General features: G+C 67.4%; 23 protein-coding genes. 17 read left to right on the forward strand and 6 right to left on the reverse strand.

What is annotated here, in order from left to right:
- Positions 1 to 9 precede the first annotated feature (9 nt).
- Together BM070_RS16810 and yihA are read right to left on the reverse strand one after the other, a co-directional pair.
- Positions 10 to 942, reverse strand: a complete 933-nt coding sequence (locus BM070_RS16810; protein ID WP_092940493.1) for an alpha/beta fold hydrolase — start codon at positions 940 to 942, stop codon at positions 10 to 12.
- A gap of 52 nt (positions 943 to 994) precedes the next feature.
- Positions 995 to 1,750, reverse strand: a complete 756-nt coding sequence (gene yihA / locus BM070_RS16815; RefSeq protein ID WP_092940494.1) for a ribosome biogenesis GTP-binding protein YihA/YsxC — start codon at positions 1,748 to 1,750, stop codon at positions 995 to 997.
- Between the two features lie 92 nt (positions 1,751 to 1,842).
- Between yihA and BM070_RS16820 the strand changes: the two genes are divergently transcribed.
- The 5 genes from BM070_RS16820 (at position 1,843) to msrQ (ending at position 8,093) form a co-directional block, all read left to right on the forward strand.
- Complete coding sequence (locus BM070_RS16820; RefSeq protein WP_092940495.1) at positions 1,843 to 2,475, forward strand: c-type cytochrome; 633 nt, start codon at positions 1,843 to 1,845, stop codon at positions 2,473 to 2,475.
- A gap of 160 nt (positions 2,476 to 2,635) precedes the next feature.
- A complete protein-coding gene (locus tag BM070_RS16825) occupies positions 2,636 to 4,786 on the forward strand; it encodes a cytochrome c biogenesis protein ResB (protein ID WP_092940496.1) in 2,151 nt (716 codons plus the stop codon).
- Positions 4,783 to 6,141 carry a c-type cytochrome biogenesis protein CcsB gene (gene ccsB, locus BM070_RS16830; protein WP_092940497.1) on the forward strand — a complete coding sequence of 453 codons (1,359 nt, stop codon included), beginning with the start codon at positions 4,783 to 4,785 and terminating at the stop codon, positions 6,139 to 6,141. The genes BM070_RS16825 and ccsB overlap by 4 nt, the downstream gene beginning before the upstream one ends.
- Positions 6,142 to 6,326: 185 nt before the next feature.
- Positions 6,327 to 7,325 (forward strand): protein-methionine-sulfoxide reductase catalytic subunit MsrP, encoded by a 999-nt coding sequence (msrP, locus tag BM070_RS16835; RefSeq protein WP_092940498.1) that lies wholly within the window; start codon positions 6,327 to 6,329, stop codon positions 7,323 to 7,325.
- Between the two features lie 132 nt (positions 7,326 to 7,457).
- Entirely contained in the window at positions 7,458 to 8,093 is a 636-nt protein-coding gene (msrQ, locus tag BM070_RS16840) for a protein-methionine-sulfoxide reductase heme-binding subunit MsrQ (protein WP_092940499.1), read from the forward strand.
- 75 nt (positions 8,094 to 8,168) lie between these two features.
- Here the strand turns inward: msrQ and BM070_RS16845 are convergent, their stop codons facing one another.
- The 3 genes from BM070_RS16845 to lptM form a co-directional block, all read right to left on the reverse strand.
- Positions 8,169 to 8,990 (reverse strand): oxygen-binding di-iron domain-containing protein, encoded by an 822-nt coding sequence (locus BM070_RS16845; protein ID WP_092940500.1) that lies wholly within the window; start codon positions 8,988 to 8,990, stop codon positions 8,169 to 8,171.
- Between the two features lie 99 nt (positions 8,991 to 9,089).
- A complete protein-coding gene (lysA, locus tag BM070_RS16850) occupies positions 9,090 to 10,382 on the reverse strand; it encodes a diaminopimelate decarboxylase (protein WP_092940501.1) in 1,293 nt (430 codons plus the stop codon).
- Positions 10,379 to 10,639, reverse strand: a complete 261-nt coding sequence (gene lptM / locus BM070_RS16855) for an LPS translocon maturation chaperone LptM (protein ID WP_092940565.1) — start codon at positions 10,637 to 10,639, stop codon at positions 10,379 to 10,381. The genes lysA and lptM overlap by 4 nt, the downstream gene beginning before the upstream one ends.
- A 9-nt stretch (positions 10,640 to 10,648) precedes the next feature.
- On the opposite strand from lptM, the gene cyaY reads away from it, so the two are divergent.
- Positions 10,649 to 10,981, forward strand: a complete 333-nt coding sequence (gene cyaY, locus BM070_RS16860) for an iron donor protein CyaY (protein ID WP_092940502.1) — start codon at positions 10,649 to 10,651, stop codon at positions 10,979 to 10,981.
- A 93-nt stretch (positions 10,982 to 11,074) separates the two neighbouring features.
- On the opposite strand, the gene BM070_RS16865 is transcribed toward cyaY, so the two are convergent.
- On the reverse strand, positions 11,075 to 13,465 hold the full coding sequence (locus BM070_RS16865) for a penicillin-binding protein 1A (RefSeq protein WP_092940503.1): 2,391 nt from the start codon (positions 13,463 to 13,465) through the stop codon (positions 11,075 to 11,077).
- A gap of 350 nt (positions 13,466 to 13,815) precedes the next feature.
- On the opposite strand from BM070_RS16865, the gene BM070_RS16870 reads away from it, so the two are divergent.
- From BM070_RS16870 to BM070_RS16925, 11 genes are all read left to right on the forward strand, one after another.
- A complete protein-coding gene (locus BM070_RS16870) occupies positions 13,816 to 14,895 on the forward strand; it encodes a pilus assembly protein PilM (protein ID WP_092940504.1) in 1,080 nt (359 codons plus the stop codon).
- A complete protein-coding gene (locus tag BM070_RS16875; protein ID WP_092940505.1) occupies positions 14,892 to 15,509 on the forward strand; it encodes a PilN domain-containing protein in 618 nt (205 codons plus the stop codon). The genes BM070_RS16870 and BM070_RS16875 overlap by 4 nt, the downstream gene beginning before the upstream one ends.
- A 4-nt stretch (positions 15,510 to 15,513) precedes the next feature.
- The gene (locus BM070_RS16880) at positions 15,514 to 16,188 is read left to right on the forward strand and encodes a type IV pilus inner membrane component PilO (protein ID WP_092940506.1); all 675 of its coding nucleotides are present in this window, start codon (positions 15,514 to 15,516) and stop codon (positions 16,186 to 16,188) included.
- Entirely contained in the window at positions 16,185 to 16,730 is a 546-nt protein-coding gene (locus BM070_RS16885) for a pilus assembly protein PilP (protein WP_245785264.1), read from the forward strand. The genes BM070_RS16880 and BM070_RS16885 overlap by 4 nt, the downstream gene beginning before the upstream one ends.
- 3 nt (positions 16,731 to 16,733) lie before the next feature.
- Entirely contained in the window at positions 16,734 to 18,881 is a 2,148-nt protein-coding gene (locus BM070_RS16890) for a type IV pilus secretin PilQ (RefSeq protein WP_092940508.1), read from the forward strand.
- Between the two features lie 17 nt (positions 18,882 to 18,898).
- Positions 18,899 to 20,914, forward strand: a complete 2,016-nt coding sequence (locus BM070_RS24335) for an Ig-like domain-containing protein (protein WP_139222861.1) — start codon at positions 18,899 to 18,901, stop codon at positions 20,912 to 20,914.
- Positions 20,915 to 21,148: 234 nt separating this feature from the next.
- A complete protein-coding gene (gene aroB / locus BM070_RS16905; protein WP_245785266.1) occupies positions 21,149 to 22,261 on the forward strand; it encodes a 3-dehydroquinate synthase in 1,113 nt (370 codons plus the stop codon).
- Positions 22,262 to 22,372: 111 nt separating this feature from the next.
- Positions 22,373 to 23,557: a deoxyguanosinetriphosphate triphosphohydrolase gene (locus BM070_RS16910; protein WP_092940512.1), complete on the forward strand. Its 1,185-nt coding sequence runs from the start codon at positions 22,373 to 22,375 to the stop codon at positions 23,555 to 23,557.
- Between the two features lie 191 nt (positions 23,558 to 23,748).
- Complete coding sequence (locus BM070_RS16915) at positions 23,749 to 24,393, forward strand: DUF1415 domain-containing protein (protein ID WP_092940513.1); 645 nt, start codon at positions 23,749 to 23,751, stop codon at positions 24,391 to 24,393.
- A complete protein-coding gene (locus BM070_RS16920) occupies positions 24,390 to 25,325 on the forward strand; it encodes a class I SAM-dependent methyltransferase (protein WP_092940514.1) in 936 nt (311 codons plus the stop codon). Before BM070_RS16915 ends, BM070_RS16920 begins: the two co-directional genes overlap by 4 nt.
- 216 nt (positions 25,326 to 25,541) lie before the next feature.
- Entirely contained in the window at positions 25,542 to 26,240 is a 699-nt protein-coding gene (locus BM070_RS16925; protein WP_092940515.1) for a transposase, read from the forward strand.
- Positions 26,241 to 26,250: the final 10 nt, after the last annotated feature.

Consider the following 26,250-nt stretch of genomic DNA (forward strand, 5'->3'; position numbering starts at 1 on the left):
TGCTATTGTTTATGTAGCGTCTGCGCGGCCTGGCGGGCGCGCCAGCAGGCCGGCCAGCGCGTCGGCCACCGCCTCGGGCTGTTCATGCACCACCCAGTGCGATGCGGCCGGCAGCCGCTGCACGCTCAGGTCGCGTACCCAGTCCTGGAGCCCGTCCAGCAGGCCGGGCAGCAGCGCCGGGTCGTTCATGCCCCAGAGCACCTGGGTGGGCACGGCCACGCCCAGCATCTCCGGCGGCAGCTGCACCGCGGCAGCGCCCGGGTCTCCTGCATGGGGCGGGCGCAGCGGGCTCGCGCGGTAGTAGTTGCAGGGGCCCGTCAGGCCCTGGCGCCACTGGGCGCGGTATTGCTCGCGCAGCGCGGGCGTGAGCCAGCCGGGCGCGCTGCCGTCCCGCGTATCGAAGAAGCCGAAGAGGCGCCGGAAGTCGTCCTCGGCCAAGAGCGCCTCGGCGTCGGGCCGGCAGAGAAAGTGCATGTATTCGCTGGCCGCCTGCTGCGCGGGGTTCTGCTGCAGCTCGCGCACGAAGGCGCCGGGGTGGGGCGAATTCACGATCAGCAGGCGTTCGAGCAGATCGGGCCGCTGGTTGGCCACGTTCCAGGCCACGGCGCCGCCCCAGTCGTGGGCGACGAGCGCGGCCAGCGGCCGGCCCGGGCCGCATTCGGCGGCGATGAGGGCCGTCACGTCCTGCACCAGATGGCGGGCGCGGTAGGCCTCGGGCGCGCTCGGGCTGCTGGAGGGCGCGAAGCCGCGCAGGCTGGGCGCCACGCAGCGGAAGCCGCCGTGCGCGGGCTGCGAGAAATGCGCCAGCAGGCCGTCCCAGATGAAGGCGCCTTCGGGAAAGCCGTGCAAGAAGAGCAGCACCGGCCGGCCCTGCGCGCCGCTCGCGCGGCAGTGCAGGGTGATGCCGTGCGGCAGGATGTGCTCCAGGGTCTCGATCGTCATGCTGCGCTACGCTTTCCAGAGCGGCTCGCGCAGGAGGATCAAGCGCTGCAGCTCAATTTGGTTCGGAAGGTTCGATGGGGGCGGAGGGCTCGCCCGCCTCGGCGCCCTCGGCAGGAGCCTCGGCCGGTGCGGCCCCGCCCACCGGATGCGACCACTGCCAGAGCAGCTGGGCCACCTCGTCCACGCCCTGCTTCTTCAGGGCGGAGAACATCTTCACCTCGCCGCCGCCGGCCTGCAGTCGCGTGATGGACAGCACCTTGGCCTGCTCGGCGCGGGTCAGCTTGTCGGCCTTGGTCAGCAGCACCAGGAACTTCAGGCCGTCTTCGACGCGCGGGCGCACGGCTTCGAGCAGGGCTTCGTCCAGCTCGGTCAGGCCCAGGCGCGGATCGCACAGCAGCACGATGCCCGTGAGGCCCTGGCGCGAGCGCAGGTAGTTCACCATCACCTGCTGCCAGCGCTGCTTGTCCGAGCGCGACACGGCCGCATAGCCGTAGCCGGGCAGGTCGGCCAGCACCGCGTCGGTCACGCCCTGCTTGCCTAAAGCGAAGAGGTTGATGTGCTGCGTGCGGCCGGGCTTCTTGGAGGCGAAGGCCAGCTGCTTTTGCTGCGTGAGCGTGTTGATGCAGGTGGACTTGCCGGCGTTGGAGCGGCCGACGAAGGCGATCTCGGGCACGGTGATGTCGGGCAGGTGGTGCAGCTGCGCCGCCGTGGTCAGGAAACGTGCCGTGTGCATCCAGCCCATGGCGACCTTGGCGTCGGGTGCGGGCGGGAGATTGCCAGCAACTGGCGCATGTGATGTAGTCGTCATAAATCGGGGTTTGAAGGGATACGGCCCAAAGGGGGGCGATTGTAGAATCGAGCGGTTTCGCGCCCCAATACCACAAAGAAGAAACCCTCGATATGAAGTTGCTTGCCCCCCTGCTGATGGCTGCCGCGATGGCAGTTTCCGCCGTTTCGGCCCAGGCTGCGGGCGAGGCGCAAAAGCCTGCGGCCAAGCCCGATCTGGTCAAGGGCGAGGCCAGCTACACGGCCGTGTGCGTGGCCTGCCACGCGGCCGACGGCAACTCCACCATCGCCGCCAATCCCAAGCTCGCGCAGCAGCACCCCGAGTATCTCGTCAAGCAGCTGCAGGAGTTCAAGTCCGGCAAGCGCGCCAACCCCGTCATGCAGGGCATGGCGTCCCTGCTGTCCGACGACGACATGCGCAACGTGTCCGCCTGGCTGGCCAGCAAGCCCGCCAAGCCCGGCTTCGCCAAGGACAAGGACCTGGTCGCCCTGGGCGAGCGCATCTACCGCGGCGGCATCGCCGACCGCAACATCGCCGCCTGCGCGGGCTGCCACAGCCCCAACGGCGCCGGCATCCCGGCCCAGTACCCGCGCCTGTCGGGCCAGCATGCCGAGTACACCGTCCAGCAGCTGACCAGCTTCCGCGACGGCAAGCGCGGCAACAGCCTGCCCATGTCCCAGGTCGCGGCCAAGATGAACGACCGCGAGATCAAGGCCGTGGCCGACTACATCGCGGGCCTGCGTTGACCGGCGTCAAGCTTCAGGGTTAATCGCACTGCGGTTCGGGAACCTCCCACCCATAATCACCACCCAAGACGGGCGGGCCATCTGATCTGCGCAGATGGCCCGCCCTTTTCATTGGGGCGCCGCTGCCACGGCTGCTTCCCCCCGCCATCGCTGCCTGCCCATGTCTGAAACCACCCACGGCATCCGCCTTCATTCCCGCTCGCAGGCGCTGCGCGCGGTGACCGAGCTGCTGTCGTCCATGCGCTTCGCCATCGCGCTGCTGACGGTGATCTGCATCGCGTCGGTCATCGGCACGGTGATGAAGCAGCACGAGCCGGCGGCCAACTACGTCAACCAGTTCGGGCCGTTCTGGGCCGAGCTGTTCCTGGCGCTCAAGCTCAACGCCGTCTACAGCGCCTGGTGGTTCCTGCTGATCCTGGCCTTCCTGGTGGTGAGCACCTCGCTCTGCGTGGCCCGCAACGCGCCGCGCTACCTGGCCGACCTGCGCACGCACAAGGAAGACATCCGCGAGCAGAGCCTGAAGGCTTTCGCGCACCGCGCCGAGGGCGACCTGCCCGAGCCGCCCGAGGCCGCGGCCCGGCGCCTGGGCGCGCTGCTGGCCTCCGGCGGCTGGAAGGTCAAGCTGCAGCAGCGCGGCGAGCGCGGCTGGATGCTGGCGGCCAAGGCCGGCGCGGCCAACAAGATCGGCTACATCGCCGCGCACAGCGCCATCGTGCTGATCTGCCTGGGCGGCCTGCTGGACGGCGACCTGGTCGTGCGCGCCCAGATGTGGCTGGGCGGCAAGACGCCCTACACGGGCGGCGGGCTGATCTCGGAGGTCAAGCCCGAGCACCGCCTCTCGGAGCGCAACCCCACCTTCCGCGGCAACCTGCTGGTGGCCGAGGGCACGCAGTCCAGCACCGCCATCCTGAGCCAGTCCGACGGCGTGCTGCTGCAGGAGCTGCCCTTCGCCATCGAGCTGAAGAAGTTCATCGTCGAGTACTACTCCACCGGCATGCCCAAGCTCTTCGCGAGCGACATCGTGATCCACGACAAGGCCACCGGCGAGGCCACGCCCGCACGGGTGGAGGTGAACCACCCGGCCAGCTACCGGGGCATCGAGATCTATCAATCGAGCTTCGACGACGGCGGCTCCCAGGTCACGCTGAGCGCGCGCCCGCTCGTGGCCGGCGTGAAGCCCTTCGAGGTGCAGGGCACCATCGGCGGCAGCACGCCGCTGGCGGCCGCGGCCCTGGGCGGGCAGCCGGCCACGCTCGAATACGCCTCGCTGCGCGTGCTCAACGTCGAGAACTTCAGCGGCGCCGGCTCGGGCGCCAGCGGCTCGGCGGTGGACGTGCGCCGCGTCGATCTGCGCGACTCCATCGAGGCGCGCCTGGGCGCGGGCAACAAGACCGTCACCCACCGCGACCTGCGCAACGTGGGCCCCAGCATCACCTACAAGCTGCGCGATGCGGCCGGCCAGGCGCGCGAGTTCCAGAACTTCATGCTGCCGGTGGACACGGGCGACGGCCAGCCCGTCTATCTGCTGGGCGTGCGCGAGACGCCGGCCGAGCCCTTCCGCTACCTGCGCGTGCCGGCCGACGACCAGGGCAGCATGGACGGCTTCCTGCGCATGCGCCTCGCGCTGGCCGATCCGGCGCTGCGCGAGCAGGCCGTGAAGCGCTACGTGGCCATGGCGGTCGATGCCTCGCGGCCCGACCTCGCGCAGCAGCTGGCGCAGTCCGCCGGGCGCGCGCTGGCGCTCTTCGCCGGTGCCCTGTCCGACAAGGAAGGCCACCCCCGCACGGGCGGCCTGCAGGCCATCTCCGACTTCATGGAAGCCAACGTGCCCGAGGCCGAGCGCGCCCGGGCCGGCGAGGTGCTGGTGCGCATCCTCAACGGCACGCTGTTCGAGCTGGCCCAGCTGACCCGCGAGCGCGCCGGCCAGCCGCCGCTGCAGCAGAGCGACAAGACCCAGGCCTTCATGACGCAGGCCGTGCTGTCGCTGAGCGACGCGCAGATGTACCCGGCGCCGGTGGCCTTCGAGCTCAAGGACTTCCACCAGGTGCAGGCCAGCGTCTTCCAGGTGGCGCGCGCGCCGGGCAAGAATGTGGTCTATCTGGGCTGCGCGCTGCTGATCCTGGGCGTCTTCGCCATGCTGTACGTGCGCGACCGGCGGCTCTGGATCTGGCTCTCGCCGCAGGGCGAGGGCGCGGCCCATGCCAGCATGGCGCTCTCGACCAACCGCAAGACGCTCGACGGCGACCGCGAGTTCGGCGAGCTGGCCCGCAAGCTGATCGGCACGGAACCCCACGGAGGCACCACGACATGAATACCGCCACCACCACGACGACCACGACAACGACGACGATCACCCTGAACGAAGGCTTCTTCGCGCGCCGTTCGCTGTTCGACTGGCTGTTCGCCGCCCTCGTCGCCGCGGGCGCGATCTACGTGCTGCAGCGCTACGGCAGCGCCATGGACGGCTACGACAAGGGCGTGCTGATCGGCGCCGTGCCCTGCGCCATCTGGCTGTGCTGGTTCTGGCGGCCGCTGCGCGTGCTGGCGCTGGTGGTGGCGGCCTGCTCGCTGCTGGCCATCCAGCTCTACCAGGGCGGGGCGGGGGGCGACCTGTCCCGCGCGGACACGGTCTTTCTGCTCAAGTTCTTCCTGTCGAGCCAGTCCGCCATCCTCTGGATGAGCCTGCTCTTCTTCATGAGCACGGTGTTCTACTGGATCGGTCTCTTCTCGCGCGGCGAGGGCCAGGCGCTGATGCGCATCGGCTCCGGCGTGGCGTGGGTGGCGATCGCCATGGCGCTGATCGGCACCATGGTGCGCTGGTACGAGAGCTACCAGATCGCGCCCGACATCGGCCACATTCCGGTCAGCAACCTCTACGAGGTCTTCGTGCTCTTTTGCTGGATGACGGCGGCCTTCTACCTCTACTACGAAGCGCAGTACAAGACCCGGGCCCTGGGCGGCTTCGTCATGCTGGTGGTGAGCGCGGCCGTGGGCTTCCTGCTCTGGTACACCGTGGTGCGCGAGGCGCACGAGATCCAGCCCCTGGTGCCGGCCCTCAAGAGCTGGTGGATGAAGCTGCACGTGCCGGCCAACTTCATCGGCTACGGCACCTTCGCGCTGTCGGCCATGGTGGCCTTCGCCTACCTCATCAAGCAGCAGGCCGGCGAGACGCGCTGGTGGAAGCTCACGCCGCTGTGGCTGCTGGGCGTGGTGCTGTGCTTCGAGCCCATCGTGTTCCGCAAGGGCGGGGCCGACGGCAGCGGCGGCGCCTACTGGATGGTCTATTTCGGCATCTCCGCGCTCATCGTGGGCGGCATCCTGCTGGGGCGGCGCCACATCGCGGCGCGGCTGCCGGCCTTCGAGGTGCTGGACGACATGATGTACAAGGCCATCGCCGTGGGCTTCGCCTTCTTCACCATCGCCACCGTGCTGGGCGCGCTCTGGGCGGCCGAGGCCTGGGGCGGCTACTGGAGCTGGGACCCGAAGGAGACCTGGGCGCTGATCGTCTGGCTCAACTACGCCGCCTGGCTGCACATGCGCCTGATGAAGGGCCTGCGCGGCACCGTGTCGGCCTGGTGGGCGTTGGTGGGGCTGGCGGTGACGTCCTTCGCCTTCCTGGGCGTGAACATGTTCCTGAGCGGCCTGCACAGCTACGGCACGCTATAGCGCTGTACCGCGGCAGCAGGGCGGCGGCATGATCCGCCCGCGCCGCGCCTGCGTAGAAGGAAGACGACCGCCCTTGCATACCCGCCAAGCAGCAGCAATTTCCACTTGCGGGTAGATTGGCTGCTTCGGGCCGCCGCTGCCGCCAGGGCAGTGCGGCGCGGCCAGGACCTGAAACGGAGAACCCCATGCTGATCCCTTCCCGCCAGAACGGCTTCCAACACCCCCAGTCCAGCGAGATCACGCCCCGCGCCGTCTATGAAGGCCGCCGCGACATGCTGCGCTGGATGGCGACCGGCGCGGCAGGAGCGGCCCTCGCATCCTGGGCCAGCCGCGAGGCGATGGCCGCGCAGGTGGCCCGCCCGGGCAAGCTGGCGGCGCTGCCGGGCGGCAAGTCGGCCGTGGCGGGTGCCATGGCGATGGACAAGGTCACCGACTACAAGGACGCGACCACCTACAACAACTACTACGAGTTCGGGGTGGACAAGTCCGACCCGGCCCGCAACGCCCACACGCTCAAGACCTCGCCCTGGACGGTGGAGGTGGAGGGCCTGGTCAACAAGCCGCGCAAGTTCGCCATCGAAGACCTGCTCAAGCTCAGCCCGCAGGAAGAGCGCATCTACCGCCTGCGCTGCGTGGAGGGCTGGTCCATGGTCATCCCCTGGGTGGGCTATTCGCTGTCCGAACTCATCAAGCGCGTGGAGCCCCAGGGCAGCGCCAAGTACGTGCAGTTCGTCACCCTGGCCGACAAGGCGACCATGCCCTTCGTCGGCTCCAGCGTGCTGGACTGGCCCTACACCGAGGGCCTGCGCCTGGACGAGGCCATGCACCCCCTCACGCTGCTGGCCTTCGGCATGTACGGCGAGGTGCTGCCCAACCAGAACGGCGCGCCCGTGCGCCTGGTCGTGCCCTGGAAATACGGCTTCAAGAGCGCCAAGAGCATCGTCAAGATCCGCTTCGTCGAGAAGGAGCCCAGCACGGCCTGGAACAAGGCCGCGGCACAGGAATACGGCTTCTATTCCAACGTGAATCCGAACGTCGATCACCCGCGCTGGAGCCAGGCTTCCGAGCGCCGCATCGGCGAGGACGGCCTCTTCGCCAAGAAGCGCAAGACGCTGCTGTTCAACGGCTACGAAGAGCAGGTCGGCCAGCTGTATGCGGGCATGGACCTGAAGAAGAACTACTGAGAAAGGCTGCGGGCGCCGCCTTGCGCGCGCCCCGGCCGTGTCCGCCGTTCGCCGTCCACCCGCGTGCCGAGCGGGGCGCTCCGTGCCCCGTGCCCGCCGGGCGGCCCTCTCCACCCGCTCGGGGCCCCACGCATGAAGAAGATCCTGGCGCATCCCGCCGCAAAGCCCCTCGTTTTCCTGCTGTGCCTGCTGCCGCTGGCCTGGCTGGTCTATGGCGCCGTGGCCGGCCAGCTGGGCGCGAACCCGGCAGAGACCCTGATCCGCTCCACCGGCGACTGGACGCTGCGCCTTCTGTGCGTGGCGCTGGCCGTCACCCCGCTGCGCGTGCAGCTGGGCCTGCCGGCCCTGGCGCGCTTTCGGCGCATGCTGGGCCTCTTCGTGTTCTTCTACGCCCTGCTGCACCTGCTGTGCTACAGCTGGTTCGACATGGGCTTCGATCTGGGCGACATCGCGGCCGACATCGCCAAGCGCCCCTTCATCCTGGTGGGCATGCTGGCCTTCGCGCTGCTGCTGGCGCTGGCCGCCACCTCGTTCAACCGCGCCATCCGCTGGCTGGGAGGCAAGCGCTGGCAGGCACTGCACCGCGTCGTGTACGCGGCGGCGGGGCTGGCCCTGCTGCATTTCTTCTGGATGCGCGCCGGCAAGAACAACTTCGCCGAGGTGGGGGTCTATGCCGCCATCGTGCTGGCGCTGCTGGCCTGGCGCGTGTGGCACCGCTGGAAGAGCCGTAAGCCCGGCCGCAAGGCGGCCTCCGCATCAGCCGGTTGATGCTATTGAAAATATAGCTAGTGGCGCAGGTGGATCAAGCGCTCCAGGGGCTTTTGCCTTGAATTCGCTGGCCGTTCACGGCTGTGCCGACGTCCGAGGCCGCACCGGATCGATCAGCGCCGTGGGCACCTGGTAGGCCGCCTGCTCCATCAGGTCGATGCCGCACTGCAGGTCTTCGATCCAGTCGAAGAAGTCGGCGATGGCCGCTCCCGCCAGCGGCGCGCCGTGCTGCGGCACCAGCATGGCGATGTCCAGCTGCCGCGCCATGCGCACCCAGAGCCGCAGGATCTTCCGGGACACCATGTAGCGGCGGTGGAAGGCTTCCATGCGCGGGAGGTGCGGCGCCAGGTCCGTCACCGGCACGCGCGCCTGGGCGCCCGAGGTCATCGACACGCCCAGGTCGCCCGTGAAGAGGATGCGGCTGACCGGGTCATAGAAATGGAAGTTGCCTTCCGAATGCAGGAAGTGCGCGGGCAGCAGCACCAGCTCGTGCCGCCCCAGCGGCAGGCGGCCGCCGCCGTCGGGCACGCCGATCACGCGGTTCTCGGTCTTGCCGGCCTTGGCGAAATGCGGCGCGAAGCGCTCCCAGACCTTCGAGATCACCAGCTGCGCGCGGGTGCTGGTCAGCCAGCGGTCCAGCGACGCGATGATGTCCGGGTCGGCATGCGAGGCGATCAGGTAGGAGAGCTTGTGCGGCGCGAAGTGCCGGCTCATCCCCATGAACAGCTCGTTGAAGGCGAGGTTGCCGCCGGGGTCGATGATGGCGCCCGTGTCGCCATCCACGATGAGGAACTGGTTGGCCTGCACCGCCTGCCCGTCTTCCTCGATGAGGTCCGTGAACATCAGGCAGGCGTGCTGCGCGTCCCGGTACAGCTCCACGGGTTGCTGGTGGGCCATGGCGGCGCTCTCGTGTCGGGTAAAGACCCCGACTCTAGAGCCGCACCGCCGCCGCCGGATTGATGCCGGTCAAGCCGGCAGCGGATGGCGCGAGGGCGCTCAGCCCGCGACCAGCCGCTCGCTGCGGAAGGTGTCGGCCACCGTCTCGCGGGCGCGGATCACGTGCGCCGTGCCGCCATCGACCAGCAGCTCGGCCGGGCGGGTGCGGGTGTTGTAGTTGCTGCCCATGGCGCTGCAGTAGGCGCCGGCGGAGAGCACGGCCAGCTGGTCGCCGGGCTGCACGGCGAGCTCGCGGTCGCGGCCGAGCCAGTCGCCGCTCTCGCACACCGGGCCCACCACGTCATAGACCTGGGCTGCGGCGCCGCCGGCTGCGGCCGGCGCCTGCAGCGGCACGATGGCGTGGAAGGCCTGGTACATGGCCGGGCGGGGCAGGTCGTTCATTGCGGCATCGACGATGCAGAAGTTCTTCTGCTCGCCGGGCTTGACGTACAGCACCTCGGTCAGGCACACGCCGGCATTGCCCACCAGCGAGCGGCCGGGCTCGATCATGAACTGGCGGTCGCCGTAGCCGCGCGCATCCAGCCGCGCCAGCAGCTGGGCCCAGAGCGCATCGGCCGCGGGCGGCGTGTCGCCGTTGTAGTCGATGCCCAGGCCGCCGCCGAAGTCGATGTGGTGGATGGCAATGCCCGCCGCCTCGATGGCCTGCACCAGGTCCAGCATGCGATCGACCGCGTCGAGGTAGGGCGTCGCTTCGGTGATCTGGGAGCCGATGTGGCAGTCGATGCCCACCACCCGCAGGCCCGGCAGCGCCGCTGCGCGCTGGTAGGTGGCCACGGTGCGCTCATGGGCCACGCCGAACTTGTTGCCCTTGAGGCCGGTGGAGATGTAGGGGTGGGTCTTCGGGTCCACGTTGGGGTTCACGCGGATGCTGATGGGTGCCTGCACGCCCAGCTCGAGCGCCACTTCGTTGAGCACGTCGATCTCGGGCTCGCTCTCGACGTTGAAGCAGCCGATGCCGGCCTGCAGCGCCTGGCGCATTTCGGCGCGCGTCTTGCCCACGCCCGAGAAGATGATCTTGCGCGGATCGCCGCCGGCGGCCAGCACGCGTTGCAGCTCGCCGCCCGAGACGATGTCGAAGCCGCAGCCCTGGCGGGCGAACAGCTGCAGCACGGCCAGCGAAGAATTGGCCTTCATCGCATAGCAGATCTGCACCTTGCGGCCGGCGAAGCCCCGCTGGTAGGCGGCCAGCGCATCGAGCATGGACGCCTTGGAATACACGTAGAGCGGCGTGCCGTGCTGGCGGGCGAGGTCGCTCAGGGCGCAGTCTTCGATGAACAGCGCGTCGTCGCGGTAGGCGATGTGCGGGTGGCCGGGCAGGGGAGTCGAGGTCATGGACGGGAGGAAGAAGGCAGGGCGGAAGAGGCCGGATCGGCGGGGGCGGAAGCCGGCGCGGAAGGCGCGGCCGGCGTGGGGGTCGAGCTGTTGTCCTGCTTCAGGAACGGCAGCACCGTCTGCGGCAGCGTGGCACGCTGTGCCGCGGCCGGTTCCGTGGGCAGGTAGAGGGGGCCGCGCTGGCCGCAGCCGGCAATCGCCGCCGCGCTGCCTGCAAGGACAAGCGCCCTGACTAGAATTTGGGAAGCTCTCAACATCTGCAAATTATGACGGACCTCGAATTCCTGGATCGCGCCGAAGAACTGCTGCTCAAGGTGGAGGAGGGCTGCGATCGCATCAACGACGCCACCGACGCCGACCTGGACGGCCAGCGCGTGGGCGGCATGATCACCATCACCTTTGGCAACGGCAGCCAGATCGTGATCAACCAGCAAAAGCCGCTGCACGAAATCTGGCTGGCCGCGCGCACCGGCGGCTACCACTTCCGCTTCGACGGCGCGCACTGGCAGGACACCAAGGGCGGCGGCGAGTTCTTCGCCATGCTCAACGAGAACGCCAGCCTGCAGTCGGGCATGGCGCTGCGCTTCGACGGCCAGTGAGGTGACGGGCCGCTGAGGGCCTGGGGCCCGGGCCCGCCTCGCCGCTCGAAAAAAAGGGGTGGACCCAGTGGCCACCCCTTTTTCTTTTGCCGGTCAGTTCCTGAACAGGTCGAGGATGCGGCTGCGCTCCTCGGGCGCCGGCGGTGCGGCGGGTGCCACGCCCGGTGCGCCGCCCGGCGCCGGTGCATGGTCGTCCACGCCCACGCTGGCCACGCCGCCATTGCGGGCGTATTCGTCGTAGAACCATTCGCCGCCCACGTTCACCACGCCCGGGGGCACGGTGGGCTCTGACACGGGCACGCCCTTGAGCGCGCGCTCCATGAAGCTGATCCAGACCGGCAGGGCCAGGCCGCCACCGGTTTCGCGGCTGCCCAGGTTGCGCGGGGTGTCGTAGCCGATCCAGGTCACCGCGGCGATGGTGGGCTGGAAGCCGGCGAACCAGGCATCCATGGCGTCGTTGGTGGTGCCGGTCTTGCCGTAGATGTCGGGGCGCTTGAGCGTGGCCTGGGCGCGTGCGGCGGTGCCGGTGCGGGCCACTTCCTGCAGCAGGCTGTCGGTGATGAAGGCGTTGCGCGCATCGATCGCCCGCATGTTCTCGGCGAGGGCCGGCGGCTGGAAGTCCGAGAGGATGCGGCCCTTGTGGTCCGTCACGCGGCTGATGAGGTAGGGGTTGACGCGGTAGCCGCCGTTGGCGAAGACCGAGTAGGCCGACACCATCTGCATCGGCGTGACCGAGCCCGCGCCCAGCGCCATGGTCAGGTAGGCCGGGTGCTTCTCGGGGTCGAAGCCGAAGCGGCTGATCCAGGCCTGGGCTGTCTTGGGGCCCACCGCCTGCAGGATGCGGATGGACACCACGTTCTTGGAACGGGCCAGGGCCGTGCGCATCGTCATCGGGCCGTCGTACTTGCCGTCGTAGTTCTTGGGCTCCCACGGCTGGCCGCCCGTCACGCCGGCGCTGAAGAAGAGCGGCGCGTCGTTGATGATGGTGGCGGGGGTGAAGCCCTTTTCCAGCGCGGCCGAGTAGATGAACGGCTTGAAGCTGGAGCCCGGCTGGCGCCAGGCCTGCGTGACGTGGTTGAACTTGTTCTTGTCGAAGTCGAAGCCGCCCACCAGGGCCTTGATGGCGCCGCTGCGCGGGTCCACCGCCACGAAGGCGCCTTCCACTTCGGGCAGCTGCGTGACTTCCCAGGTGTTCTTGGGCGTCTGCACCACGCGGATGATGGCGCCGCGGCGGATCTTGATGTTGGGCGGCGCCTTGTCGCTCAGGCCCGACTGCACGGGCTTCAGGCCGTCGCCGGTGATCTCGAACGGCTCGCCGTTGGCGCGCGCGGCCACGATCCGCTTGGGGCTGACCTGCAGCACCACCGCGGCGAGCACGTCGCCGTTGTCGGGGTGGCCGGCCAGCGCGTCGTCGATGGCTTCTTCCGCTTCCTGCGGGTCGTCGGGCAGGGTGACGAACTTCTCGGGGCCGCGGTAGTGCTGGCGGCGCTCGTAGTCCATGATGCCCTTGCGCAGGGCGGCATAGGCGGTGTCCTGGTCGCCGGCGTTGAGCGTGGTGTACACGTTCAGGCCGCGGGTGTAGGCCTCGTTGCCGTACTGCGCGAAGATCAGCTGGCGCACCATTTCGGCCACGTATTCGGCATGCACGCGGGTGTTGTCGTTGCCGGTGCGCAGCTTCAGCTCCTCGGTCTTGGCGGCTGCGGCCTGCTCCGCGGTGATGAAGCCGTTCTCCTGCATGCGCTCGATGATGTAGAGCTGGCGGATGCGCGCGCGCTTGGGGTTGCTGATGGGGTTGTAGGCCGAGGGCGCCTTGGGCAGGCCGGCCAGCATGGCCGCTTCCGCGATCGAGATGGACTTGAGCGGCTTGCCGAAATAGGCCTCGGCAGCGGCGGAGAAACCATACGCCCGGTTGCCCAGGTAGATCTGGTTCATGTAGATCTCGAGGATCTGGTTCTTGGTCAGCAGATGCTCGAGCTTGAAGGTGAGCAGGATCTCGTAGATCTTGCGGGTGAAGGTCTTTTCCGACGACAGATAGACGTTGCGCGCCACCTGCATGGTGATGGTGGAGGCGCCCTGGCTCTTCACGCGCCCCAGGTTGGCCAGCGCCGCACGCACCATGCCCTTGTAGTCCACGCCGCCGTGCTCGAAGAAGCGGGCGTCTTCGATGGCCAGCACGGCATCCGTCATCACCTTCGGGATGTCCTCGATGGGCGTGAGGTTGCGGCGCTCTTCGCCGAATTCACCCAGCAGTGCGCCCTCGCTCGAATACACCCGCAGCGGCAGCTTGGGGCGGTAATCGGCCAGGTCGGAGATGTCGGGCAGGTTGGGGTAGGCCACGGCCAGCGCCACGGCCACCGTCAGCACCCCCGCCAGCACGGCGGCTGCCGCCAGGCCTGCCACCCAGGTCAGGGTCCGCAGGAGAACTCTCAACCACGTGGGCCGCGAAGCAGGAGGGGTCGAGGGTTTTGTGTCGTTGGGCGGCATGTCGCGCTTTGGGAGAAAAGAACCCGCCATTATAAAAATGCCGGCCTCGCGTGCTCTTCAGCGCTGTAAGAACGTGTTCACGATGGCCTCATGGCCTGCATGCCCGGGCGGCCATCCAGCTGTGCCGCGCGGGGTATCTGCAGGCCGGCCAGCAGGCTCCTGCCCCGATATTCGGATGTGCTGGAGGTCGGGCGCCGGGGTCTTATCCTGTCCTGTGCATCGTCTGCTTTTGACAACGACGAATATGTTACGTCTGAGCAAAATACTTTGCCGTCATACGCACGACTGCTAGCATGCATGTGAAGTGTTAGGTTTTGTTGCGCCTATGGGTGTTTCACGAGAGGCCAATTTTGATCTCAATGGGGTCTTTGTTTAATCGCCAGTCGGCGCCCCTGTTGGGTATCGACATCAGCTCATCCAGCGTGAAGCTGGTGGAGCTCGGCCGTGATAAATCCGGTGCCGTCGTGCTGGAGCGCTGCGCCATCGAGCAGCTCGAGCGCGGCTGGATCATCGACGGCAACATTGAAAAATTCGACGAAGTGGCCGAGGCGCTGCGCCGCCTCGTCAAAAAGAGCGGCACGCGTACCAAGAACGTGGCCCTCGCCCTGCCGCCATCCGCCGTCATCACCAAGCGCATTTCGCTGCCCGGCGGCATGTCCGAGCAGGAGCTCGAAGTGCAGGTCGAGTCGGAGGCGAACCAGTACATCCCCTTTTCCCTGGACGAGGTGAGCCTCGATTTCTGCGTGGTCGGGCCCAGCAAGAGCATGCCCGGCGATGTCGATGTGCTCATCGCCGCCTCGCGCCGCGAGAAGGTGCAGGATCGACAGGGCCTGGCGGAGGCCGCGGGCCTCAAGCCGGTCATCGTGGACATCGAATCCCACGCATCGCGCCTGGCAGCCGGCCGGTTGATCGAATCCCTGCCCAATGGCGGAGCCGATGCGCTGGTGGCGCTCTTCGAGGTCGGCGCGCTCACCACGAGCCTGCAGGTGATCCGCAACGACGAGGTGGTCTATGACCGCGACCAAGCCTTCGGCGGCGCGCAGCTGACCCAGCTCATCGTCCGCCAGTACGGCTTCTCGCATGAAGAGGCCGAGAGCAAGAAACGCAGCGGCGACCTGCCCGAAGACTATGCCGCCGCGGTGCTGCGCCCCTTCGTGGAAAGCATGGCGCATGAAATCAGCCGGGCGCTGCAGTTCTTCTTCACCAGCACGCCGCACAACCGTGTCGATCACATCCTGCTGGCCGGTGGCTCCGCGCCCCTGCCGGGCCTGACCGAGGCGGTCGTCAAGACGTCCGGGTTCACCTGCTCGACCGTCAATCCCTTCGATGGCATGGAAATCGGCAGCGGCGTCCGCGTCAAGAAGATGCTGCGCGAGGCCCCGTCGTACCTCACCTCCTGCGGTCTGGCCATGCGGAGGTTCCTGCAGTGATCCTGATCAATCTACTTCCCCACCGGGAGGCCGCCCGCAAGCGGCGGCGCGAGGCGTACCAGGCCACCATGGTGGCCTCTGCCTTGCTGGGCCTCGTCATCGCCGGGCTCATCTACTGGTGGTTCCAGATGATGATTTCCGACCAGCAGGATCGCAATGCGTTCCTCAAGCGCGAGATCACCGTGCTCGAAGGGCAGATCAAGGAAATCGCCACGCTCGAAGGCGAAATCACCGCGCTGCGCGCCCGCCAGAAGGCCGTGGAAGACCTGCAGTCCGACCGCAACCTGCCCGTGCATCTGCTCAACGAACTGGTCAAGCAGCTGCCCGATGGCGTCTACATCACCAGCCTCAAGCAGGAGGGCGAGATGGTGACCATGCAGGGCATGGCGCAGTCCAACGAGCGCGTCTCGGAAATGCTGCGCAACTTCACCGACAACACGCCCTGGTTCAGCAAGCCGGAGCTGGTCGAGATCGTGGCGGCCAATGTGGCGCTGACGCCTCGGGACCAGCGGCGCGTGGCTGCGTTCACCCTCCGTTTCCGTCTGGTGCGCAGCAGCGAAGCGCAGAAGACGGCAGCCTCAGCCCAGCCGGAAGCCGGCACGGCCAGGAAGTAAGCGCATGGTGACCACCAAGAAGATTTCCCGCATCGACTTCGCCCGCCTGCAGGGCGATCTGCAGCGCCAGTTCCAGAATCTGGACCCCAAGGACCCGTCCCGGTGGCCCATCGTGCCGCGGGTGCTGCTGTGCGTGGCCATCGCCGTGGGCGTCGCTGTGCTGCTGTGGTTCGTCAAGCTCAGCGACTACGAGGCCGAACTCGACGCCGAGCGCGCCACAGAGCAGACGCTGCGGGCCGACTACCAGGCCAAGCTGGTCAAGGCCGTGAATCTCGACGAGCTGAAGAAGCAGCGCGAGCAGGTGCAGCAGTACGTGATCCAGCTCGAAAAGCAGCTGCCCAGCAAGGCCGAGATGTCGGCTCTGCTGTCGGACATCAACCAGGCGGGCCTGGGCCGCAGCCTGCAGTTCGAACTGTTCCGCCCCGGGCAGGTCGTGGTGCGCGACTACTACGCCGAATTGCCCATCGCCCTGCGCGTGACCGGCAAGTACCACGATATCGGCGCCTTCGCCGCCGACGTGGCCAACCTGTCGCGGATCGTGACCCTGAACAACCTGTCGATCACGGCGTCCAAGGATTCGTCCGTGCTGACGATGGACGCCACCGCCCGGACGTTCCGGTATCTGGATGCCGACGAGATCCAGGCCCAGCGCAACGCAGCAGCAGGGAAGAAGAAATGACATCTGCTCGATGCCTGGCCGCCGTACTGCTCGCCGCCGGTTTCCTGGCCGGTTGCGGCCCTTCGGGCGAGGAGGAACTCCGCACCTGGATGCAGGAGCTGCGCGCCTCGACGCGCCCCCGTGTGGTGCCCCTCACCGAACCCAAACAGTTCATTCCGCAGAACTACGTGGGCGAGTCCGGCATGGACCCGTTCAATGTCGCCAAGCTCACCCAGGCCCTGCGGCGCGACTCCGCGCAATCCAGCGCAGGCTCCTCGCTGGTGTCGCCGGAGATGGCGCGCCGCAAGCAGCCTCTGGAGGCCTATCCGCTCGACGCCATGACCATGGTCGGCAGCCTGAACAAGGCCGGCACGCCCACGGCGCTGCTGCGGGCCGAAAAACTGCTCTATCAGGTGCGGGTGGGTGACTACATCGGCCAGAACTACGGGAAGATCGTGAAGATCACCGAAACGGGAATACAGATCCGAGAGATCGTGCAGGATGTGAGCGGCGACTGGGTCGAGCGCATGACCACGCTGGATCTGCAAGAGGGAAAGAGGTAAGCAATGAACTACAAAAACCGCCCATGGCTCGGGTGTCTTCGCGCGGCGACCCTGATGGCAGGTGCGGCAGTCATGACGACCTTCGCTTTCGCCAAGGGGACCATCGAATCCGTCACAGGCACCGTGCAAGGTGGCACGGAAACGGTGCGCATCCAGCTGTCTGAACCGTTGGGCTCGGTGCCCACCGGGTTTTCCATCCAGTCGCCGGCCCGCATCGCGCTGGACTTTCCGGGCATCAGCAACGGCACGGGCCGCTCCCTCATCGACATCAACCAGGGCAACATCAAGTCGGCCAATATCGTCGAGACCGGCGATCGCGCCCGGCTGGTCCTCAATCTGAAGCAGCCGACCGCCTACCAGGCCGAGGTACAGGGTAGCACGCTGCTGGTCCGGCTCTCGCCCGTCAACGCCACGCCCAACATGACCCAGGCGGCACCCGTCGTGTTCGCCGAGGATCGCAACAGCAATACCCAGGCGCTGCGCGATCTGGACTTCCGCCGCGGCAGCGACGGCGCCGGGCGCGTCGTCGTCAGCCTGCCGAACAACCAGGTAGGTGTGGATCTGCGCCAGCAAGGCAAGTCGCTGGTGGTGGAGTTCATGCACTCGTCGCTGCCCGAAGGGCTGCGCCGCCGGCTGGACGTGACCGACTTCGGCACGCCCGTGCAGCTCATCACCGCATCGCAGCAGGGCGACCGCGTGCGTCTGGTGATCGACCCCATCGGCGACTGGGAGCACAGCGCCTACCAGAGCGACGGCCAGTTCGTCGTGGAAGTGCGCCAGAAGAAGGTGGACCTGAGCAAGCTCACGCAGGGCCCGGGCTACAGCGGCGAGAAGCTGTCGCTGAACTTCCAGAACATCGAGGTGCGTTCGCTGCTGCAGGTGATCGCCGACTTCACCAACTTCAACATCGTCACGTCGGACACGGTCACGGGCGCTTTGACCCTGCGTCTGAAGGACGTGCCCTGGGACCAGGCGCTGCAGATCATCATGGACGCCAAGGGCCTGGGCATGCGCAAGTCGGGCACGGTGCTCTGGATCGCGCCCAAGGACGAAATCGACGAGCGCACGCGCAAGGACTTCGAAGCCGCACAGGCCATCCGCCGGCTGGAGCCCCTGCGCACGCAGGCCTACCAGCTCAACTACGCCAAGGCGGCCGACATGGTGACCCAGCTGTCCACCAGCAACAGCACCGGCGTTGCAGGCACTGCTGGCCAAAACAACCGATTCCTGTCCGAGCGCGGCAGCGCCCTGGCCGAACCGCGCACCAACCAGCTCTTCGTGACGGACACGCCTTCCAAGCTGGAAGAAGTGCGCCTGCTGCTGCAGACGCTGGACGTGCCTGTGCGGCAGGTGATGATCGAGGCGCGCATCGTCGAGGCACGCGACTCCTTCGGCCGTTCCCTGGGCGTGCGCCTAGGCGGTGGCGATCTGCGCGCCAACCGCGGCGGCGACGGCGGCTACGGCATCGGCGGCAACAGCCGGGTGGCCGTGGGCACGGGGTATTCCAACGCCGTCAATTCGACGGGCTTCGGCTCGGCGGTGGACGTGGGGGGCAACTTCGTCAACCTGCCGGCTTCCGTGGCCGGTGTGAACAGCGTGGGCACCTTCGCTCTGTCGATCTTCAACTCGGCCGCCAATCGCTTCCTGGCGCTGGAACTCTCCGCCATGGAGGCCGATGGCCAGGGCAAGATCGTTTCCAGCCCGCGGCTGATCACGGCCGACCAGACCAAGGCGCTGATCGAGCAGGGTACCGAATACCCGTACTCGGTCACGGCACCCAACGGCGCCACGACCATCGCCTTCAAGAAGGCCGTCCTGAAGCTGGAAGTGGTGCCGCAGATCACCCCGGAAGGCAACATCATCCTGGACCTGGACGTGAACAAGGACAGCCGCGGCGAGAGCACCACCCAGGGCGTGGCCATCGACACCAAGCACATCAAGACCCAGGTGCTGGTCGAGAACGGCGGCACCGTGGTGATCGGCGGTATCTTCGAAATGGAAGAGACCAACCAGGAAAACAAGATTCCGGTGCTGGGGGATGTCCCTGTCGTGGGCAACCTCTTCAAGAACCGGACGCGATCGTCCACCAAGCGGGAGATGCTGGTGTTCATCACGCCCAAGGTGATTTCCGACAAGGGACCGGTTCGGTAAATAAGAGGGAAACGAGAATGAAAAAGCTGATGACTGGTGCTTGGAGTCTGTTACTTGTGATCGCGCTGGCTGCTTGTGGTGGCGGCGGTGGCAATCCGGGGACTACGGGCAATGCTGGTGGGGGCAGCGGCGGTTCTGGTGGTACGGGCGGCTCGCCCTCAACGCCTACTACGCCGGCTCCCGCGCTGTCGATCAGCGTGAAGCTGGTCAATGCCTCTGGCCAGACCGTGACCAGCATCACTGCAGGCGGCGCTTTTCAGGTCAGCGCCAATGTGACGGACCAGAATGGCGCCGTGGTCAGCAACCGTGCTGTCACCTTTGCCGTTAACAACGCAGCCGTCGCAGTGCTGCCACAGACGACGGCATTGACCGATGCATCGGGCAATGCCAGCGTACCCATCAACGCCGCCTCGTTTGTTGCGGCGGGCGCTGCCACCGTCACGGCTTCCGCGCAATTGACATCGAGTTCCGGCACCGCCGTCACCGGTCAGGGGAGCACGGATTTCGCAGTGGCTGCAGCGGGGCTGACGCTGTCGCCGCTGTCCATCGGCAATTCCAGCCTGGATGCGGGCGGTAATACCTCGATTGCCGTCACCGCGCTGGTGAACAACGCGCCGCTTACCGGAACTCCGGTCAATGTGGCGTTCTCCGCGTCTTGCGGCCGCATCAATGGTGGCAGTGCTTCGGGTGGTGGCGTGAGCGCCACGACCAATGGCAGCGGGGTGGCTTCGGTGAACTACACCTCCGTCAACGCGGATGGTTCTCTGTGCAGTGGCAACATCGCCATTTCTGCTTCCAGCACGGGGGCGACCACGCGCACTGCGTCGATCAATGTCGCTGCGCCCGTCGCCAATGCGATTGCCTTCGTCAGTGCAGCACCTAGCCAGGTGTTCATCGCGGGCTCGGGGGGGACTGAGCAGGCCGTCGTGACGTTCAAGGTGTTCGCCGCATCCAGCACGCCTTTGCCCGGCGTCAATGTAGTCTTCAGCATCCAGCAGAATCCTGGTGGCGTGGGCCTGAATGCTTCCGGCTCAACGGCTAGCGTGACGGGTACTACCGATCAATCGGGCTTGGTGTCGATTTCGGTGTTCTCGGGCACGATTCCCGGGCCGGTCAAGGTGCGTGCCAGCTTGGCTTCCACGCCTACTGTTTTCGCTGAAACGCAAAACCTCACCGTGGCTTCTGGCCCACCATCCCAGCGCTTCATGAGCCTGTCGGTCAGCAGTTCCAATATCGAAGGATGGGAGTTGGATGGAACCCCCACCACGTTGACCGTCCGGATCGCCGACCGCCAAGGCAATGCCGTTGCCGATGGCACGGTCGTGAACTTCACTACGGAGGGGGGGCAAGTGGCCAACAGCTGCGCCACGACCACCGTCAACAAGATCTCTTCGTGCTCTGTGAACTTCACCAGCCAGAATCCACGTCCGGCCGACGGCCGTGTGTCCGTGATCGCGTATCTGGACGGCACCAAGGACTACGACGACCTGAACGGCAACAATATCTACGATCCCGGCATCGATAACCTCAAACAGTTGGGTGACGCTTACCGCGACGACAACGAGAACAACGCTTTCGATCCTGGGGAGTTCTTTGTTTCCTATGGGGGCACGCTTCCTTGTGCAGGATCGGGTGGACTGTTCCCTTCGCGGGCGGACACCTGCAGTTCGGGGTTGAAGGCGACGGTGCGCCAAGCGGCAGTGTTGCTGTTTGCTTCGTCCAAACCATTTCTTTCGAACGTATCGTCGGGCCCGTCAAGCATCAGCTTCATGCTGGGTAGCCAAGACAATACTTTGCTGCCGATGCCTGTGGGTACGGTCATCACGGCCGTGCCTGTGGCCGATGGCTGTTCCGTGGGCGATATCGGGGGCTCTCCTGTCGTCAATGTGATCCCCACTCCGGGCAGTCCCAATCAGGACCTGAAGACCGCGGTGGCGATCGGCTTGAAGGGCTGCGCCTCCGGGCAGGTCGTGAATGTCAAGATCGCTGCTCCTGGCGGCTTGGTGACCTCCATTCCCGTTCGCTTGAATTGAGCGGTTACGCGCGCTTCAAGGACCTTGTTCTGCAGGTGGTATGGCTCTGATGTCCATCCACCTGCAGTAGCCGATTGTTCGAGCAAGCAGCTGAAGTGCAGAAGCCTCTTGCCGTGAGATGCCGATAGACTCGGCGTCATGACCTCTGTCACCTCTCTTCAATCGCGTGGCGTGAAATCTGCCAGCTTGTCAGCTGACTCCAGCGAGTTGATCCTTTCCTCCGATCGGGCTAGCTTGTCTTCTGCTGGCCTGGCACACGACACGGTCGCTATCGACCTCGGAGACCGCAGCTACCAGATCGCCATCGGCGCTGGCCTGCTCGATGCGCCTGACACGTTCGCTGGCCTGCCCCAGGCCAGCACTGCCGTCATCGTCACCAACGACACCGTGGCACCGCTCTATGCCGAGCGCCTGGCCAATGTGCTGCAAGGCCGGCACGCGCAAGTGCATCAGGTCGTGCTGCCGGATGGCGAAGAACACAAGCACTGGCCGGTACTGAACCTTATCTTCGACGCCCTGCTCACCCACGGCTGCGACCGCAAGACCGTGCTCTATGCCCTGGGCGGGGGCGTGGTCGGCGACATGACCGGCTTCGCCGCGGCCTCTTACATGCGGGGCGTGCCCTTCGTGCAGGTGCCGACCACGCTGCTGGCGCAGGTGGATTCGTCGGTGGGTGGCAAGACTGCGATCAACCATCCGCTGGGCAAGAACATGATCGGCGCCTTCTACCAGCCGCAGCTGGTGGTGTGCGATCTCTCCACGCTCGATACGCTGCCCGAGCGGGAGATGTCCGCAGGTCTCGCCGAGATCATCAAGTACGGCCCCATCGCCGACATGGCGTTCATGGACTGGCTGGAGGGCTCCATCGAGGCCTTGCGCGCACGCGAGCCCGCCGCGCTGGCCCATGCTGTGCGCCGCAGCTGCGAGATCAAGGCGCAGGTGGTGGGTCTGGACGAGCGCGAGTCGGGCCTGCGCGCGATCCTCAACTTCGGCCACACCTTCGGCCACGCGATCGAGGCCGGCATGGGCTACGGCAACTGGCTGCATGGCGAGGGCGTGGGCGCGGGCATGGTGATGGCGGCGGAGCTGTCGCACCGGCTGGGGCTGGTGGATGCCGCCTTCGTCCAGCGGCTGCGCGCGCTCATCGCGCGGGCGGGGCTGCCGGTCCGCGGCCCGGTGATCGATGCCGACGACAACGCCGGCCGCTACCTCGCGTGGATGCGCGGCGACAAGAAATCCGAGGCCGGCGAGATCCGCTTCGTGCTGATCGACGGCCCGGGCCGGGCGGTGATGCGGGCTGCGCCCGACGCCCTGGTGCGTGAGGTCATCGACGCCTGCTGCGCCTGACCCGGGGCTGCAGCTTCTTCCCGCTCATCACCGCTCCTGCCCCGCTGTAATGCACTGCTATTGAAAAAATAGCAGTATGCGCAGATGGGGCGAGCGCTCCAGGCCCATTCGATGCAAGAACTGCCCCTCGCCCCCTACGCCTGCGACCCTGCGCGCAGCCGGGGCCGCCGCTTTCCCGAAGCCGCCGCGCCCACGCGCACCGAGTACCAGCGCGACCGCGACCGCATCGTGCATTCGTCGGCCTTCCGGCGGCTGGTCTACAAGACCCAGGTGTTCCTCAACCACGAGGGCGACATGTTCCGCACGCGGCTCACGCACTCGCTGGAGGTGGCGCAGCTGGCCCGCTCCATCGCCCGGTCGCTGCGCATCAACGAAGACCTGGTGGAGGCGATCTCGCTCGCGCACGACCTGGGCCACACGCCGTTCGGCCATGCGGGGCAGGACACGCTCAACGAGTGCATGGCCGATCACGGCGGCTTCGAGCACAACCTGCAGAGCCTGCGCGTGGTGGATGCGCTGGAAGAGCGCTACCCCACCTACGACGGCCTGAACCTCACGTTCGAGACGCGCGAAGGCATCCTCAAGCACTGCTCGCGCAAGCATGCCGAGCAGATCGAGGCGCGCGAGCCCGGCGGCGTGGGCCAGCGCTTCCTGCTGCGCCAGCAGCCGGCGCTGGAGGCGCAGCTGTGCAATCTGGCCGACGAGATCGCCTACAACGCGCACGACATCGACGACGGCGTGCGCTCCGGCCTCATCACCATGGAGCAGCTCGAAGACGTGCCGCTCTTCGACCGCTACCGCGCCCAGGCGCTGGCCGAGCACCCGCACCTGGACCAGCCCGCCCACCGCCGCCGCTGGCTCAACGAAGCCATCCGCCGCATGCTGAGCGACCAGGTCTATGACGTGATCGCCACCACCCGCGCCGCGCTGGCCGAGTGCGCTCCGGCCGATGCCGACGCGGTGCGCCGGGCCGGCCGGCCGCTGGTGGGCTTCAGCGAAGGCATGCGGGCCGAGTCGCAGACGCTCAAGCGCTTTCTCTTCAGCCAGCTCTACCGCCATCCGCAGGTCATGCAGACCACGCGGCAGGCGCAGCAGGTGGTGCGCGAGCTGTTCGCCATCTACATGCAGCGCCCGCAGGAGATGAAGGCTGCCTTCGCCGCCCGCGCGGCGCAGGCGATAGCCGAGGGCGCCACCGAGCGGCAGGCCCGCACCGTGGCGGACTTCGTCGCCGGCATGACCGACCGCTTCGCCGGTAGCGAGCACCAGCGGCTTACGGGCCAGCGCCTGGTGGGCTGATCGGGATGGGGTAGGAGGGGGTAGGGCAGGGCGGTGCGGTCGTGTGCCGCTGCCTGCCTCTGCGGGGCGCGGCATGGGCCTGCCCAACCCTGCCGACGGGCAAATCCCTAAAATGGGCGGCCGCGCTGAGAAGCTTCGTCTTTTCGCGCTTTTTTCTTTTGCGCCTCCGCGTTCCCTGCTTGCCCCACGCCATGACAGCCACACCCACGCCCACCACTTCGCCCACCGTGCCCCCCAGCCACTCCGCCGATGACGAGGTGGTGGTGCAGGACACCATCCGCTGGCTGGAGCGTGCCGTCATCGGCCTGAACCTCTGCCCCTTCGCCAAGGGCGTGCACACCAAGGGGCAGATCCACTACGTCGTCAGCGCGGCCACCGATGCGCGCGAATTGCTCGAAGAGTTGCAGCGCGAGCTGGAGGCGCTGGCCGAGATCTCGCCCGAGAAGCGCGACACCACGCTGCTGATGGCGCCGGACTGCATGGCCGACTTCCTGGACTTCAACGATTTCCTGGGCCTGGCGGACGATCTGGTCGATGCGATGGACCTGGGCGGCATCCTGCAGGTGGCCTCCTTCCATCCGCAGTTCCAGTTCGACGGCACGGCGGTGGACGACGTGACCAACGCCACCAACCGCGCGCCCTATCCCACGCTGCACCTGCTGCGCGAGGAGAGCATTGACCGCGCCGTGGAGGCCTTCCCCGAGGCCGAGGCCATCTTCGAGCGCAACATCGACATGCTGGAAGAACTGGGCGCCGAAGGCTGGGCCGCGCTGGACGTGGGCCCGCGCCGCTGCCCGGCGCATGCGGCGGGCACGCCCGCGAAAGGCGGCGCATGAAGCGCGCAGCCTCCCACAAGCCCGCCCGCCCTGGTGCCGTTGACGCGCAGGACGCCGCTCTGCAGGCCGAGCTGCGGCCCGGCCAGTCCATCGAGCTGCTGAAGGAGTTGCACATCCTCACGCGCGACGGCCGGCTCAATCAGGATTCGCGCCGCAAGCTCAAGCAGGTCTATCACCTGTTCCAGTTCATCGAGCCGCTGCTGCAGGAACTCTCCCGTCCGGCCGAGGGCGGCGCTGAGCCCGGCGTGGCGGGCCCCACGCTGGCCGACCACGGCGCGGGCAAGTCCTACCTGGGCTTCATTCTCTACGACCTCTATTTCAAGGCGCTGGGCCAGGGCCACATCTACGGCATCGAGACCCGGGCCGAGCTGGTGCAGCGCTCGCGCGAACTCGCCGAGCGGCTGGGCTTCGGCCGCATGTCGTTCCTCAACCTGTCGGTGGCCGAATCGGCCGACGCGGCAGAGCTGCCGGCGCGCATCGACGTGGTCACGGCCCTGCATGCCTGCGACACCGCCACCGACGACGCCATCGCCTTCGGCCTGCAAAAGCGCGCCCGCGCCATGGTGCTGGTGCCCTGCTGCCAGGCCGAGGTGGCCGCCTGCCTGCGCCAGGGCAAGGCGCTGCAGCTGTCCCGCACGCCGCTGGCCGAACTCTGGCGCCACCCGCTGCACACCCGCGAGATGGGCAGCCAGATCACCAACGTGCTGCGCTGCCTCCATCTGGAAGCCAGCGGCTACCAGGTGACGGTGACCGAGCTGGTAGGCTGGGAACACAGCATGAAGAACGAGCTCATCATCGCCCGCTACACCGGCCAGAAGAAGCGCAGCGCGGCCGAGCGGCTGCGCGCCATCCTGGCCGAATTCGGCCTGCAGGAGGCGCTGGGCGCGCGCTTCGGGCTGACGGAGTCGCCGGAGCCCGCGGCTGCGGAGTGAGGGCCGGGGGCATGGCCTGAAACCGGGGAGGGCGCTTTTCGGCCTTCGTTCTGGGATGAATTCGGCGGGTAGCCCAGGTCGGTGGCGGGCATCCAGCTATTAAATAGATAGCGAATCGACGCCCACCGATTCCCGCCGGGCCGGCCGGGGCGCACACGGTGCGCGGCGGGTGACTACCATCGCGCCTTTCCCTTTGTTTGCTTTCGCACCCACACCATGGCACGCCTGCCCCGACTGACCCTGCCGGGCTATCCGCACCACGTCATCCAGCGCGGCAACAACCGCCAGCCGATCTTCGTGGACCGGCAGGACCGCGAAACCCTGCTGGGCCTGCTGGCCGAGCAGGCGCGGCGCCATGGCGTGGCCGTGCATGCCTATGTGCTGATGGACAACCACTTCCATCTGCTGGCCACGCCGCCGTCGGCCGACGCGCTGCCGCAGATGATGCAGGCCGTGGGCCGCAGCTACGTGCGGCAATTCAACAACCGCCACGGCCGCAGCGGCACGCTGTGGGAGGGGCGCTACCGCTCCACCATCGTCCAGCCCGACCGCCACCTGCTCGCCTGCATGGTGTTCATGGATCTCAACCCGGTGCGGGCGGGCCTTGCGGCGCAGGCCATCGACCATCCCTGGTCCAGCCACGCCCACGCGCTGGGGCTGCGCAGCGACCCGCTCATCACCCCGCATGCCCTCTTCTGGGCCCTGGGCAACACGCCCTTCGCGCGTGAGGCCGCCTATGCCGCGCTGGTGCAAGCCGGACTCGGCGCGGCCGAGCAGGAGGCGATCGCCGCATCGGCCCTCTCGGGCTGGGCGCTGGGCGATGCGGCCTTTCTCGATGAGCTGCAGCGCCAGACCGACCGGCGCCTGACCAAGGCCAAGCCCGGGCGCCCGCGCAAGCAGGCAGCGGCGAGCTGAGGCCGGCTCA

Origin of the sequence: Paracidovorax wautersii, from assembly GCF_900113035.1 — a bacterium.
Lineage (GTDB): Bacteria > Pseudomonadota > Gammaproteobacteria > Burkholderiales > Burkholderiaceae_C > Paracidovorax > Paracidovorax wautersii.